Source organism: Streptomyces sp. NPDC100445 (genome assembly GCF_044759735.1).
Taxonomy (GTDB): Bacteria; Actinomycetota; Actinomycetes; order Streptomycetales; family Streptomycetaceae; genus Streptomyces.
Window position 1 is genome coordinate 258308 of sequence record NZ_JBIVZV010000012.1, and the last position, 14316, is coordinate 272623.

Consider the following 14316-nt stretch of genomic DNA (forward strand, 5'->3'; position numbering starts at 1 on the left):
TCGAAGCGCTTCGACTGCCGTGCCCGCAGCGGAGCACGCTTCCGCTCAGCCAGATCCACTCGAGACACCGCAGCCGACGGCCCACCGCCGGGTGTCCTGGTGCGCCACGAAGGGTTGACGCAATGACGCCGAACGCCGCCCCCTCCGCCCCCAGCAGGAGAACCTTCCTCGCCTCCACGGCGGTCGCCGCCGCGGCGGTCACCGGCGGGATGCCGCTGCTCACCGCCTGCGGGAGCGCGGACAGCGCGGCGCGCGGAGGCACCTCGGCCGGCAGGAACGCCAGGAAACTGCTCCCGGCCTTCGTGGCCCGCGACGTGGTGGCACCCGACATCCCCGCCAAGAACGGCTCGGCCGCCGGTTTCACCCGCGGACTCGACCTCGCGGACCTGAGGACGTCCGTGCCCAGGAAGCTCGGCAAGGGCAACAAGGTCACCGTCATGTCGCCGTTCTGGGGCTCACCGCCCGAGCAGGACAACGCCTACTACCGGGCGATGAACGACCTCACCGGCGTCGACGTCCGGTGGCACAACCAGGACGGCAACACCTACGAGCAGAAGCTCGGCGCGGTCCTCGCCTCCAGCGACGTGCCCGACGTGGTGGTCATCCCCGGCTGGAACATGAACGGCAAGATCCCCAGCGCGGTCATCTCCAAGTTCGCCGACCTCGGCCCGCACCTCTCCGGCGACGCCGTCAAGGAGTACCCGAACCTCGCCGCGATCCCGTCGGACGCCTGGCAGCGCTCCGTCTTCGGCGGCAGGCTGCGCGGCCTGCCCCAGCCCGCCCCGTACGTCACCGGCATCGTGCCCCTGTACCGCAAGGACGTCTTCGACAAGGAGGGCTACCGGGTACCGCGCTCGGCGGACGAGTTCATGTCCCTCGCCAAGGACATCACCAACGCCAGGGCCAAGCGGTGGGCCTGCCTGGACATGAAGTGGACCGCCTTCCAGATGTTCGGGGTGCTCTCCGGCAGCGAGAAGCCGCTCGGCTGGAACCTGGCCGGCGGCAAGCTCGTCAACCGCATCGAGACCGACGAGTACCTCGAAGCGCTGGAGTGGACCCGCAAGCTCTTCGCCGCCGGGGTCGTGCACCCCGACGCCCGGCTCGGCAAGAGCCAGGCCACCGACCCCGGGCCCAAGTTCGCGGCCGGCGAGTTCCTCATCTACGCCAACAACATCTCGCAGTGGTGGAGCCGTACCGCCGAACAGGCCGCCCACAACCCCGGGTTCAAGGTCTGGGGCATGGACCTCTTCGGCCACGACGGCGGTGCCCCGCGGCTCTGGGCCGAACAGCCCGCCGGCATCTTCGCCTTCGTCAACAAGAACGCCTCCGAGGCGGTGGTCCGGGACGTGCTCGCCGTCGCCGACGCCACCGCCGCGCCGTACGGCACCAAGGAGTACATGCTCACCAACTACGGCGTCGAGGGCGTCCACTACACCGTCAAGAAGGGCGTGCCCACCAAGACCGACCAGGGCAACATCGACGTGCTCAACGCCTACGTCATGATCGCGAGCCCCGCCCCGACCATCGCCCACCCCGACTTCCCCGAGGTCGCCAGGGGCCAGGTCGAGTGGCAGCAGCGGATGGGCGCCTTCACCACGAAGTCCTCCTTCTACGGCATGCAGATCACCGAACCCAGCCGCTACACCGGTCTCGGCAACGACTTCGAGCAGCTGGAGGACGACATCGTGCGCGGCCGCAAGAAGATCGGCGACATGCAGCAGGCCGTCTCCGACTGGCGCGGCAGGGGCGGCGACAGGTTGCGCGACTGGTACCGGAAGATCCTGGACGAGAACGGCCCGGCGGCCGGCTGACCCGAGACACGAGGCGAGGAGAAGTCCGTGTCCCACAGCACGGTGCCCCGGAGCGGGGCCGAGGCCGACACGACGGCGACCACCCCGGCGTCCGGTGACGCCACCGGTTCCCGTGAGCGACGACGCGCGGCGGGGCCGGGCCTGCGCCTGAGGTTCGGGCGCGACCGCGTCCTGCTCCTGATGACGCTCCCGGCCGTCGGCCTGCTCCTGCTCTTCAACTACCTGCCGATCCTCGGCAACATCGTCGCCTTCGAGGACTACGACCCCTACGTCAGCGACAACGGCGTCGTCTCCGTCCTGCACAGCCCCTGGGTCGGCCTCGCCAACTTCCGGCAGATCTTCCAGGACCACGCCTTCTGGAACGCGATGTCGAACACGCTGGTGCTCTTCGTCCTCCAGCTGGTCCTGTACTTCCCGGTCCCGATCCTCCTCGCGCTGCTCATCAACAGCGTCGTCCGGCCCCGGGTGCGGGCCGTCGCGCAGGCCGTCCTCTACCTGCCGCACTTCTTCTCCTGGGTGCTGGTCATCGCCGTCTTCCAGCAACTCCTGGGCGGCGCCGGGTTGTTGTCCCAGCTGTTGCGGCGGCACGGGTTCGACGGCCTCGACATCATGACCGACCCCGGCACCTTCAGGTTCCTGGTCACCGCGCAGAGCGTGTGGAAGGACGCCGGCTGGGGGATCATCGTCTTCCTCGCCGCGCTGGCGGCCGTCAGCCCCGATCTGTACGAGGCCGCCGCGATGGACGGCGCCGGCCGCCGGCGCCGCATGTGGCACGTCACGCTGCCCGCGCTGCGCCCGGTGATCGCGCTGCTGCTGGTGCTCCGCGTCGGCGACGCGCTGACCGTCGGCTTCGAGCAGATCCTGCTCCAGCGCGACGCCGTCGGACCGGGAGCCTCCGAGGTGCTGGACACCTTCGTGTGGTGGAACGGCGTCCGCAACCAGGACTTCGGCTACGCGGCCGCCGCCGGTCTCGTCAAGGGCGTGGTCAGCATCGGCCTGGTCCTCGCCGCCAACAAGGTCGCCCATCTCATGGGCGAACAGGGGGTGTACCAGAAATGACAGCCGTCCTCGGCCGACCGGGGGACCCGGCGGAGCCGCTGGTGGGCAGGCCCCGGCGGTGGGCCGCCCCGCCCCGCCCGGCGTGGGAGGAGAAGCCGGGCGGAGCGGGCCTCGCGGCCAAGGGCCTCGTGCTCACGCTCGCCTGCCTGGGCGTCCTCTTCCCGCTCTGGATCGTGCTCGTCACCAGCCTGTCCTCGCGGCGGACCATCGACGAGGCCGGCGGCCTGGTCATGATCCCCAAGGGCGTCACCTTCGTCGCCTACCGCGAACTGCTCGGCGGCGGCCAGGTCACCCGGGCCGCGCTCATCAGCGTCCTGGTCACGCTGGCCGGCACGCTGTTCTCGATGACCGTGTCCGTCCTGTGCGCCTACGGCCTCTCGCGCGGCGGGTCGCTGGGGCACCGGTGGATCCTGATGGCGCTGATGGCCACCATGTTCTTCAGCGCCGGACTCATCCCGACGTACCTGCTGGTGCAGTCCCTCGGGCTGACCGACACCTACCTCGCGCTGATCCTCCCCGGCGCCGTCAGCGTCTTCAACATCCTCGTCCTGCGGGGCTTCTTCATGGGCATCTCGCCGGAGCTGACCGACAGCGCGCGCATCGACGGGGCGGGGGACCTCCGCATCCTGTTCCGGATCGTGATGCCGCTGTCCCGGGCGGTCCTCGCGGTGATCACGCTGTTCTACGCGGTCGGGTACTGGAGCGCCTGGTTCAACGCCTCGCTGTACCTCGACGACCAGGACATGATGCCGCTCCAGAACGTCATGATCCAGCTCGTGCAGAAGCAGGAGGCCCCCGTGGGCCTGGGGCAGGCCATCAGGACGGGTGAACTGTCCGGGCTGGCCGTGCAGATGGCGGTCATGGTGCTGGCCCTGCTGCCGGTCGCCGTGCTGTCGCCGTTCGTCCAGAAGCACTTCCGCAAGGGGATGCTCACCGGGGCCGTGAAGGGCTGACCGCCCCGCTGGAGCCGCTCCCCGCCCCGAGCCGGCCCCCGCCCGACCCGGCTCCCGCCCCGAGCCGCCCCGCGCCACCCACCCGACCCTCGTCCAGTGAGGTACGTACCCATGCCCGACCCGAGCCGCAGAACCGTACTCGCCGCGACCGCCGCGACCGCCGCCACGCTCGCCGGTCCGCCCGCGCAGGCACACGCGGCCGGGGCCCGGCCCCCGGCGTACCGCTGGCGCACGGCGGTGATCGGCGGTACCGGATTCGTCACCGGCGTCCTCTTCCACCCCACCGTCCCCGGTCTCGCCTACGCCCGCACGGACATCGGCGGCGCCTACCGCTGGGACCGGGACACCGACCGCTGGACCCCGCTCACCGACCACCTCGGCTGGGACGACTGGAACCTCCTCGGGGTGGAGGCCCTGGCCGTCGACCCCGCCCATCCGGGCCGGCTGTACCTCGCTCTCGGCACGTACGCCCAGCCCTGGGCCGGCGAGGGGGCGTTCCTGCGCTCCGAGGACCGCGGCGCCACCTGGCACCGAACCGCCCTGCCCGCGCGGCTCGGCGCCAACGAGGACGGCCGCGGCACCGGCGAACGGCTCCTCGTCGACCCCCGCGACGGCGACACGCTCTGGCTCGGCACCCGCCACGACGGGCTGCTCAGGTCGGCGGACCGGGGTGCCACCTGGTCGCGGGCGGCCGGCTTCCCGGCCGAGCCGAGCCCCACGGGCCAGGGGGTCACCCTCCTCGTCGCCGCCGGCCGCACCCTGTACGCCGGCTGGGGCGACGCCGACGGCACCCCCGGCCGGCCCAACCTGTACCGCACCGCAGACGGCACCACCTGGGAACCGGTCCCCGGGCAGCCGGCCGGCGCCTCGGCCAGGGTCCCGGTCCGGGCCGCCCACGACCACCGCACCCGCGAGCTGTACCTCACGTACGCCGACGCGCCGGGCCCCAACGGCCAGACCACCGGCAGCGTGCACAAGCTGGACACCGTCACCGGCGCCTGGACCGACGTCACCCCGGCCGTGCCGGGCGGCACCGACACCTTCGGCTACGGCGGGGTCGCCGTCGCCGCCCGCCGCCCCGGCACCGTGGTCGTCTCCACCAACGACCGCTGGGCCGCCGTCGACACCCTGTACCGGACCACCGACGGGGGCCGCAGCTGGGTCTCCCTGAAGGACACCGCCGTCCTCGACGTCTCCGAGACGCCCTACCTCCGCTGGGGCCGGGACGCGCCGAAGTTCGGCTGGTGGATCCAGGCCGTCGCCGTCGACCCGTACGACCCGGAGCACGTCCTGTACGGCACCGGCGCCACGGTCTACGGCACCCGCGACCTCGTCCACTGGGCACCGAGGGTGCGCGGCCTGGAGGAGACCTCCGTGCGCCAGCTGATCTCGCCGCCCACCGGGACGGCCCACCTGATCAGCGGGAACGGGGACATCGGCGTGCTGTACCACGAGCGGCTCACCGCCTCGCCGGCGCGCGGCATGGCCACCGACCCCGTCTTCGGGACGGCGACCGGACTCGCCCTGGCCGCGGCGAGACCGTCGTACGTCGTGCGGACCGGATGGGGCGACCACGGCAACGGCGCCTTCTCCGAGGACGGCGGCCGCACCTGGGCCCCCTTCCCGGCACAGCCCGCACACGCCGCCGGCGGCCCCGGCCCGATCGCCACCACCGCCGACGGCCGGGTACTGCTGTGGGCCTTCCCCGACGGGCCCGCCCACCGGTCGGCCGACGGCGGCGCCGGCTGGCAGGAGGTGCCCTCCTACCCCCAGGGGGCCACCCCGGTCGCGGACCCGGTCGATCCGGCCGTGCTCTACGCCTACGACACCACCACCGGCACGCTGTTCGCCACCACCGACGGCGGCCGGACCTTCACCGCCCGCGCCACCGGACTGCCCGCCGGCGACAGCCAGTTCCAGCTGGCCGCCGCCCCCGGGCGCACCGGCGACCTGTGGCTGAGCGCAAAGGAGCACGGGCTGTTCCGCTCCACGGACGGCGGGGCGGGCTTCACCGCGGTCGCCGGTGTCCGGGCCGCCTACACCCTCGGCTTCGGCAAGGCCGCGCCCGGCGCCCGCCACCCGGCGCTGTACCTGGTCGGCGCCACGGACTTCGGCCCCGCCGTGCTGCGCTCCGACGACCGTGCCGGGACCTGGACCCGGATCGACGACGACGCCCACCGGTGGGGCTGGACCGGACAGGCGATCACCGGCGACCCGCGCGTCCACGGCCGCGTCTACCTCGCCACCAACGGGCGGGGCGTCCAGTACGGGGAGCCCGCATGAGACCGTCCCTCGCCGACGCCACCCGGGGCCGCGTCCTCTTCGGCGGCGACTACAACCCCGAGCAGTGGCCGGAGGAGACCTGGCAGGACGACGTCCGGCTGATGAGGCAGGCCCGGGTCAACTCCGTCACGATCGGCGTCTTCTCCTGGTCCCGGCTCGAACCGACCCCGGGCGCACGGGAGTTCGGCTGGCTCGACCGGCTCATGGACCTGCTGCACGACCACGGCGTCGGCATCGTCCTCGCCACCCCCACGTCCTCCCCGCCGCCCTGGCTGGGCCGGCTGCACCCCGACACCCTGCCCCGGGACGCCGACGGCCACGTCGAGGGCTGGGGCGGCCGGCAGCACTTCTCGCACTCCAGCGCCACCTACCGCCGGTACGCCGCCGCCATCACCGAGGACCTCGCCGCCCGCTACGGCGCCCACCCGGCGCTCACCATGTGGCACATCAACAACGAGTACTGCACCGTGGACCACGGCGACGAGGCCGCCGCCGCCTTCCGCCGCTGGCTCCGGCAGCGCTACACGACCCTGGACGCGCTCAACACCGCCTGGGGAACCGCCTTCTGGAGCCAGGGCTACGACACCTGGGACGGCGTCCTGCCCCCGCGCCGCGCCCACTACCTGAAGAACCCCGGCCAGGTGCTGGACTTCCGCCGGTTCACCTCCGACATGCTCCTGGAGTGTTACACCGCCGAGCGGGACATCGTCCGCCGGCACACCCCGCACCTCCCCGTGACCACCAACTTCATGCCGCTGTGGATCGGACAGGACGGCTGGCGCTGGTCCCGGGAGGAGGACGTCGTCTCCGTCGACCTCTACCCCGACCCACGCGATCCGCTGGCGGCGCAGGGCGGGGCGCTCGTCCAGGACCTCACCCGTTCCCAGGCGCGCGGGCCGTGGATGCTCATGGAACAGGCGGCGGGCGCCGTCAACTGGCGGGGCGTGAACCACCCCAAGCCGCGCGGCCTCAACCGCCTGTGGTCCTTCCAGGCCGTCGCCCGCGGCGCCGACGCCGTCTGCTACTTCCAGTGGCGCCAGTCCCGGCAGGGCGCCGAGAAGTTCCACTCCGCGATGGTCGGCCACGCCGGCGAGCGGGGGCACACCTACCAGGAGGTCCGGCAGCTCGGCACCGAACTGGAACGCGTCTCGGGCGAGGTGTGCGGCGGCCGGATCGACGCGGACGTCGCCGTCCTGCACGACTGGCACTCCTGGTGGGCCGGCGCGAACGAGGGCCGGCCGTCGACGCTCGTGGACCTCCCCGAGGTGCTCACCGCCTGGCACCGGGCCCTGTGGGAAGCCCATCTGACCACCGACTTCGCCCACCCCGAGCACGACCTTTCCGGGTACCGGCTCGTCGTCGTCCCGCAGCTGTACCTGCTCACCGACACCGCCGTCACCAACCTCCTGGCGTACGTCCGCGGCGGCGGCACCCTCGTCTGCGGCTTCCTCACCGGTATCACCGACGAGGACGACCGGGTCCGCGCCGGCGGCATGGACGCCCGGCTGCGCGAGCTGTTCGGCATCCGCACCCTGCACGAGTGGTGGCCGCTGGAGGCGGGGGAGACCGTGGCGTGCGAGGGCTTTCGCGGCACGCTGTGGTCGGAGGAGATCGAACCGGAGCCCGGGGCCGCCGACACCGTGCCCTACCGGGGCGGCGAACTCGACGGGCTGCCCGCCGTGCTGCGCCGGGGCCGCGCCTGGTACGTCTCCACCCTCCCCGAGCCGGCGGCGCTGCGCACCCTGCTGGCGGACATCGCCGCCGGGGCGGGGGTGCGGCCGGTGCTCGACGGACTCCCGGCGGGGGTGGAGGCGGTGCGCCGCGGGGGGCTGCTGTTCCTGCTCAACCACGGCCGGGAGCAGGTCACCGTCCCGGTCCCCGGCACCCACCACGAGCTGCTCGCCGGCACGGACGTCACGGACGCGGTCACCCTCGGCCGCCACGGCGTGGCGGTGCTGCGGTCATGAGCGGCACCCCGGTCCACGGCACCTGGGAGCCGGCCCCGGCCGCCCGCTGGGAGGACGCCTTCCTCAGCGGGAACGGCCACCACGGCGCCCTCGTGTCCGGAGACCCGAACGACGAGCGGGTCGTCGTCACCCACCACACCCTGGTCCGCCCCAACGGCGCCGAGCACGCCCGGCCACCCCGGCTCGCCGCACGGCTGACCGCCGTCCAGGACCGGCTGACGGCCGGGGACCTGACCGCCGCCGACGGCTTCACCGACGGCCGACCGCTCCAGTGGGTGCAGCCCTTCCACCCGGCCTTCCGGATACGACTGCGCCGCCCGGCGCCCAGCGCCTCCGACGGCCACCACCGCGCCGTCGACTTCACCACCGGCGAGGTCACCGCGGTCCGCGCCGGCACCGGCAGCCGCCTCTTCGTCTCCCGCGCCGACGACGTCGTCGTGCAGGAGGTCACCGGCGGCGACCTCGACATCCGCCTGGACCACCGGCTGCCGGGCGTGCCGCACGGGCTGAGGGTCGGCCAGGGCACACTGCTCACCCCCGAGGGCGCCCTGCTCAGCCTGCGCGCCCGCTACCCGGCGAGCGACCGCGCCTACACCGGTGTCACCCTCGTCGCCACCTTCGGGGGCCGGACCGAACTGATCCCGCCGGGCGTCCGCGTCACCGGCGCCCGCTCGGTGCTGCTGCTCACCCGGGTGCGCCGGCACACCGGCGAGGCGGACGTCGTCGCCGAGGCCCGCCGGCTCCGGGACCTGCTCGACGGCACCGAGCGGCCCTACGACAGCCTGCTCACCCGCCATCTGGCCCGGCACCGCACCGCCTACCTCCGGGTCACCCTCGACCTCGGCGCCGACCCGGCCGAGCGCGCCCTGCCGGGCTCCGAGCTGCTGCGGCGCCCGCACAGCCCGGCCCTGCTGGAGCGGCTCTTCGCGGCCGGCCGCTACCACCTGCTGTCCAGCAGCGGTCTGCTCCCGCCCCGGCTCACCGGACTGTGGACCGGGGACTGGGACACCGCCTGGTCGGGGGCGTTCACCACGAACGCCAACCTCAACCTCCAGACCGCCGCCGCGCCGGCCGCCGCCCTGCCCGAGGTCACCGAGTCGCTGGCCGCGCTCGTCGAGCGGCAGCTGCCGGACTGGCGGGCCAACGCGCGCGCCGTGTTCGGCACCCGGGGCGCGGTGGCGCCCTCGCACACCGACGGCGAGTCGGGGCTGACGTACCACTTCAGCCGTGAGCACCCGCTGCACCTGTGGACCGCGGGCGCCGACTGGCTGCTGAAACCGCTGGTCGACCACGACGAGATCCGCGGCGTCCGGGACCCGCGCACCGCCGCCGCCCTCGCCGAGGCAGCGCTCTTCTACGAGGACTTCCTCACCCGCACCGACGCCGCCGGCCACGTCGTCGTCGTGCCCTCCTACTCGCCCGAGAACCGCCCGGCGAACGGCGGCCCGGGCGCGATCAACGCGGCCATGGACCTCTCCGCCGCCCGGCACACCCTGACCACCGCCGCCCGCTACCACCCCGCACACGCCGTGCGGTGGCGGGCGCTCGCGGACCGGCTGCCCCCGCACCGGATCAACGCCGACGGCGCCCTCGCCGAATGGGCCTGGCCGGGACTGGACGACCGGTACGACCACCGCCACCTCAGCCACCTGTACGGCGTCTGGCCGCTGGAGGAGATCACCCCGTACGACACCCCGGAACTGGCCGCCGCCGCCCACCGGGCGCTCGCCCTGCGCGGCACCGAGAACGACTCCGCCCACGGCCACCTGCACCACGCGCTGGTCGCCGCCCGGCTCGGGGACGCCGGCCGGGCCGCCGGCGCCCTGCACCGGGTCCTGGACGGCGACTTCTTCCACGCCTCCCTGATGAGCGCCCACTATCCGCGCCGCGACGTCTACAACGCGGACGCCGCGCACGCCCTGCCCGGCGTGCTGATCGAGATGCTCGTCCAGTCCACCCCCCACCGGCTGGTCCTGCTGCCCGCCGTGCCGGACACCTGCCCCGGCGGCGAACTGCGCGGTGTGCGCACCCGGTTCGGCGCGGAGCTCGACCTGGCGTGGGGCCCGGACGGTGCCCGCGCCGTCCTGCGGCCCCACCGCACCCTCCGCGTCGAACTGCGGACTTCCTCCGGCGCCGAGCCGCTCCACCTGGTCGCCGGAGAAGAACGCGTCCTCACCCTGGGGACGCGGCGACCGACACCACCTCCCCCACCCATGGAAGGGACACCATGGCAACACGCACCCGGGCCAGGATCGCCAAGGCCCTGATCGCCCCCGCCCTCGCCCTCGGCGCCACCGTCGGCCTCGCCTCGGCACCCGCCTCCGCCGCCGTCTGGAACTCCTGCGACCAGTGGGGCAGCACCACGCTGAACGGATACACCCTCTACAACGACATCTGGGGCTCCGGCGCCGGCAGCCAGTGCATCTGGGCCGACTCGGGCACCAGGTGGGGCGTGCGGGCGGACCACCCGAACACCGGCGGCATCAAGTCCTACCCCAACGCCAAGAAGGTCATCGACAAGCCGATCGGCTCCCTGACCTCCCTCACCAGCCGCTACGACGTCACCGTCCCGTCCTCCGGCGCGTACAACACCTCGTACGACATCTGGGACACCGCCCACCACTACGAGATCATGCTCTGGGTCAACAGGACCGGCCCGGTCGGCCCGCTCGGCACCTCCCAGGGCACGGTCACCCTCGGCGGCTCCACCTGGACGGTCTACAAGGGCGACAACGGCGCCAACGCGGTGTTCTCCTTCGTCCGCACCTCCAACTCCCGCGCCGGCACGGTCGACATCCTGCCGGTCCTGAAGTGGATCAGGAACACGAAGGGCTGGTTCGGCGACGTCACCATCGGCGACGTCCAGTTCGGCTACGAGATCACGTCCTCCGCCGGCGGACTGGACTTCACCACCAACAGCCTCAGCGTCAGCAGCGGCTGAACCACCGGGGCCGGGAGGCGGCGGGTCAGGGCGTCGCGGGTGCCGGACCCGAACTCGCCCGCACCGTCAACTCCGGCGCGAGCAGTTCCACCTCGTCGCCGCCCCGCCCCTCCAGCTTGGCGACCAGGTGGGCGACCGCGTGCCGGCCCAGCTCCTGGGCGGGGACGGCGACCGAGGTCAGCCGCACCGAGGCCTGCACGGCGACCTGTTCCGGGCAGACCGCGACCACGGACACGTCCTCGGGCACGGCCCGCCCCTGCTGGCGCAGCAGCGCGAGCAGGGGTTCCACCGCCGACTCGTTCTGCACCACGAACCCGGTCGTCGCCGGGCGCTCGTCGAAGATCCGGGCCAGCGTGAGCGCCATCGCGTCGTACCCGCCCTCGCAGGGCCGGTGCAGCACCCGCACGCCCGCCTCCCGGGCCCGGGAGCGCAGCCCGTCGAGCGTGCGCTCGGCGAAGCCGGTGTGCCGCTCGTACACCGCCGGGGCCTCGCCGATGACGGCGATGTCACGGTGGCCGAGCCCGGCCAGATGCTCCACGCAGAGCGCGCCCGTCGCACTCCAGTCCAGGTCCACGCAGGTCAGGCCGGCGGTGTCGGCGGGCAGCCCGATCAGCACCGAGGGCTGGCCGGTCGCCCGCAGCAGCGGCAGCCGCTCGTCGTCGAGCTCGACGTCCATGAGGATCATCGCGTCGGCGAGCCCGCTGCCGGTCACCCGGCGCACCGCGTCGGGCCCCTCCTCGCCGGTCAGCAGCAGGACGTCGTACCCGTGCGCGCGCGCCGTGGTGGCCACCGCGATGGCGATCTCCATCATCACCGGCACGTACATGTCGGTGCGCAGCGGGACCATCAGGGCGATGATGTTGGAACGGCTGCTCGCCAGGGCGCGGGCGCCCGCGTTCGGGTGATACCCCAGTTCCCGGATGCTCTGCTCGACCCGGTGCCGGGTGGTGGTGGAGATGGACCGCTTGCCGCTGAGGACGTAGCTCACCGTGCTCGCCGAGACTCCGGCGTGCTGGGCGACCTCGGCGAGGGTGACCATCCAGCTCTCCTGACGTGGTGAAGCGCTTCGACAGTGCGCGATTCCGATACGACGTGTGAGGGTAGAAAAGGACACTAGCTCCAGCGGGGGCGCGGTGTCCATAGGCAGTCGAAGCGCTTCGACAGGCTACCGCCTCTCCGGACCGCGTCTCGCCGCCCGCCCCGCCGGACCCCGGCGGCCTTTCGGCCGTTCGGACGCGCGAGGGATGGTGGGCCCAGTCCCTTTCGGGTACCAACGATCCAGTAGCACCGATCGGTCGTGAACCATCCCCCTCATCCCTTTTCGCGGCGAGGTGAGCCTCCATGTCCGCCCCCTCCACCCCACGCACCAACGTCACCGAGCGCGAGGCCCGACAGGTGGCGGAGGCCGCCCGGGAACAGGACTGGCGCAAGCCCAGTTTCGCGAAGGAACTCTTCCTCGGACGCTTCCGGCTGGACCTGATCCACCCCCACCCGCTGCCCGCCGACGAGTCCGTCCGGCGTGGCGAGGAGTTCCTGGGCAAGCTGCGCGCCTTCTGCGAGTCGGACATCGACCCCGCCCGCATCGAGCGCGAGGCCCGCATCCCCGACGAGGTCGTGGCCGGCCTCAAGGAGATCGGCGCCCTCGGCATGAAGATCGACCCCCGCTACGGCGGTCTCGGCCTCAGCCAGCTGTACTACAACAAGGCCCTTGCCCTGGTCGGCTCCGTCAGCCCCGCCGTCGGCGCGCTGCTCTCCGCCCACCAGTCGATCGGCGTACCGCAGCCGGTGAAGATGTTCGGCACGCAGGAGCAGAAGGACGCCTTCCTGCCCCGCTGCGCCCGCACCGACATCTCCGCCTTCCTGCTCACCGAGCCCGACGTCGGCTCGGACCCGGCCCGGCTCGCCACCACGGCGGTGCCGGACGGCGACGACTACGTCCTCGACGGGGTGAAACTGTGGACCACCAACGGGGTGGTCGCCGACCTGCTCGTGGTCATGGCGCGCGTGCCGAGGTCCGAGGGACACAAGGGTGGCATCACCGCGTTCGTGGTGGAGGCCACGTCCGAGGGCATCACCGTGGAGCACCGCAACGCCTTCATGGGCCTGCGCGGCATCGAGAACGGCGTCACCCGCTTCCACCGGGTCCGTGTCCCCGCCGCTCACCGCATCGGCCCGGAGGGCGCCGGCCTCAAGATCGCCCTCACCACCCTCAACACCGGCCGGCTCTCGCTGCCCGCCATGTGCGCCGGCGCCGGGAAGTGGTGCCTGAAGATCGCCCGCGAATGGGCGGCGGAGCGCGAGCAGTGGGGCAAGCCGGTCGCCCGGCACGAGGCCGTCGGCGCCAAGATCAGCTTCATCGCGGCCACCACCTTCGCCCTCGAGGCCGTCCTCGACCTGTCGTCGCAGATGGCCGACGAGGACCGCAACGACATCCGCATCGAGGCCGCCCTCGCCAAGCTCTACGGCTCCGAGATGGCCTGGACGATGGCCGACGAACTGGTCCAGATCCGCGGCGGCCGGGGCTACGAGACGGCCGAGTCGCTGCGGGCGCGCGGCGAGCGCGGCGTCCCGGCCGAGCAGATCCTGCGCGACCTGCGCATCAACCGCATCTTCGAGGGCTCGACGGAGATCATGCACCTGCTGATCGCCCGCGAGGCGGTCGACACCCACCTCTCGGTGGCCGGCGACCTCATCGACCCCGACAAGTCCCTGTCCGCGAAGGCGAGGGCGGGCGCGAGCGCGGGCGTCTTCTACGCCGGGTGGCTGCCGAAACTGGTCGTGGGCCCGGGCCAACTTCCCACTTCGTACGGCGACTTCCGGCACGGCGTCGACCTCTCCGGGCACCTGCGGTACATCGAGCGCACGGCCCGCAAGCTGGCCCGCTCCACCTTCTACGCCATGTCCCGCTGGCAGGGCCGGATGGAGACCAAGCAGGGCTTCCTCGGCCGGATCGTGGACATCGGCGCGGAACTGTTCGCGATGAGCGCGGCCTGTGTCCGCGCCGAGCGCCTGCGCACCCGCGGCGAGCACGGCCGCGAGGCCTACCAGCTCGCCGACGTCTTCTGCCGCCAGGCCCGCATCCGGGTGGACGAGCTGTTCACCCGGCTGTGGACCAACACCGACGACCTGGATCGCAAGGTCGTCGACCGGGTCCTCGCCGGCGCCTACGAGTGGCTGGAGGAGGGCATCCTCGACCCCTCGGGCCAGGGCCGCTGGATCGCCGACGCGACCCCCGGCCCGTCCGCCCACGAGAACGCCCGCCGTCCCTTCGGCGGCTAGCGCGGCCCCGGGCCCGGTCCGAC

General features: G+C 73.1%; 9 protein-coding genes. 8 read left to right on the top strand and 1 reads right to left on the bottom strand.

Going from position 1 to position 14316, the window contains the following annotated elements; all coding sequences use genetic code 11:
• Positions 1 to 122: 122 nt before the first annotated feature.
• From ACIQVT_RS27110 to ACIQVT_RS27140, 7 genes are all read left to right on the top strand, one after another.
• A complete protein-coding gene (locus ACIQVT_RS27110; protein WP_403759288.1) occupies positions 123 to 1811 on the top strand; it encodes an extracellular solute-binding protein in 1689 nt (562 codons plus the stop codon).
• A gap of 27 nt (positions 1812 to 1838) precedes the next feature.
• Complete coding sequence (locus ACIQVT_RS27115) at positions 1839 to 2870, top strand: ABC transporter permease (RefSeq protein WP_403759291.1); 1032 nt, start codon at positions 1839 to 1841, stop codon at positions 2868 to 2870.
• Positions 2867 to 3823: a carbohydrate ABC transporter permease gene (locus ACIQVT_RS27120; protein WP_403759294.1), complete on the top strand. Its 957-nt coding sequence runs from the start codon at positions 2867 to 2869 to the stop codon at positions 3821 to 3823. Before ACIQVT_RS27115 ends, ACIQVT_RS27120 begins: the two co-directional genes overlap by 4 nt.
• 111 nt (positions 3824 to 3934) lie before the next feature.
• On the top strand, positions 3935 to 6106 hold the full coding sequence (locus tag ACIQVT_RS27125; protein WP_403759297.1) for a 1,4-beta-glucanase: 2172 nt from the start codon (positions 3935 to 3937) through the stop codon (positions 6104 to 6106).
• Positions 6103 to 8073 carry a beta-galactosidase gene (locus ACIQVT_RS27130; RefSeq protein WP_403759300.1) on the top strand — a complete coding sequence of 657 codons (1971 nt, stop codon included), beginning with the start codon at positions 6103 to 6105 and terminating at the stop codon, positions 8071 to 8073. The genes ACIQVT_RS27125 and ACIQVT_RS27130 overlap by 4 nt, the downstream gene beginning before the upstream one ends.
• Positions 8070 to 10340, top strand: a complete 2271-nt coding sequence (locus ACIQVT_RS27135; protein WP_403759304.1) for a glycosyl hydrolase family 95 catalytic domain-containing protein — start codon at positions 8070 to 8072, stop codon at positions 10338 to 10340. Before ACIQVT_RS27130 ends, ACIQVT_RS27135 begins: the two co-directional genes overlap by 4 nt.
• Positions 10301 to 11014, top strand: a complete 714-nt coding sequence (locus ACIQVT_RS27140) for a hypothetical protein (RefSeq protein ID WP_403759307.1) — start codon at positions 10301 to 10303, stop codon at positions 11012 to 11014. Before ACIQVT_RS27135 ends, ACIQVT_RS27140 begins: the two co-directional genes overlap by 40 nt.
• Positions 11015 to 11039: 25 nt before the next feature.
• On the opposite strand, the gene ACIQVT_RS27145 is transcribed toward ACIQVT_RS27140, so the two are convergent.
• Positions 11040 to 12053: a LacI family DNA-binding transcriptional regulator gene (locus ACIQVT_RS27145; protein ID WP_403759310.1), complete on the bottom strand. Its 1014-nt coding sequence runs from the start codon at positions 12051 to 12053 to the stop codon at positions 11040 to 11042.
• Positions 12054 to 12355: 302 nt separating this feature from the next.
• Here ACIQVT_RS27145 and ACIQVT_RS27150 point away from each other — a divergent pair, with 302 nt between their 5' ends.
• A complete protein-coding gene (locus ACIQVT_RS27150; RefSeq protein WP_403759314.1) occupies positions 12356 to 14293 on the top strand; it encodes an acyl-CoA dehydrogenase family protein in 1938 nt (645 codons plus the stop codon).
• Positions 14294 to 14316: the final 23 nt, after the last annotated feature.